The organism is Neisseria sp. P0021.S007, from assembly GCF_051956855.1.
The window spans coordinates 1-580 of sequence record NZ_JBQCXA010000852.1 but is presented as its reverse complement, the minus strand read 5'-3'; the positions used below and the strand labels follow the sequence as shown (position 1 = coordinate 580).

Annotated in this window: 1 protein-coding gene; it reads left to right on the top strand. The window is 49.7% G+C overall.

Going from position 1 to position 580, the window contains the following annotated elements; all coding sequences use genetic code 11:
* A partial coding sequence (locus ACTHUR_RS16325; protein WP_440399727.1) for a hypothetical protein occupies positions 1–580 on the top strand: 580 nt, incomplete at both ends.

The following is a 580-nucleotide window of genomic DNA, read 5'->3' as shown; positions in this document are numbered from 1 at the left end:
ATACAGTTTGGTCTTTATTCTACCCGAGATTGTCGTGACGTTAGCGGCGGTGATATTGATACCGCCATCCGCGAGAAAATGGTTTGCTACGACTGCAAGGTTTACGGCGGCTTCATGTCTGACAACTATATCGGCGGCATTGGCGTTGTCCGTGGTGTCGGCATTACTGTCGAGGGTATGAACTGTCTGCAAGGCCGTGTCGGACATCCGGATGCTTCGGTCGAGCATTCCCGCGACAACAGTCAAGTTACCGTTGACCCGGGCTATTGGTTGTGGACAAGCCGATACCTACCGCAAATTGGTATTCGCTTCATCAACAACCACTTCGGTTTCGCTGCGCGTAAAGTTGCTGATGCACATACTGGTAACAATATCCAAATTATCGGTAACAGCGGCTCATGCCTCTACTACGGTACGGGTGTCGTCATCGAGGAAACCTTCGCGCAAGACACCACTAAGGGCGGCCGCGCAGACAATAGCAGCTTTAAATATCAGGAATCCAACATTGTCATCAAAGATAATGAATTTATCAGCGGCATGAATGGGATTTTCCTGATTAATGGTGCGACGGGGGTAAAAG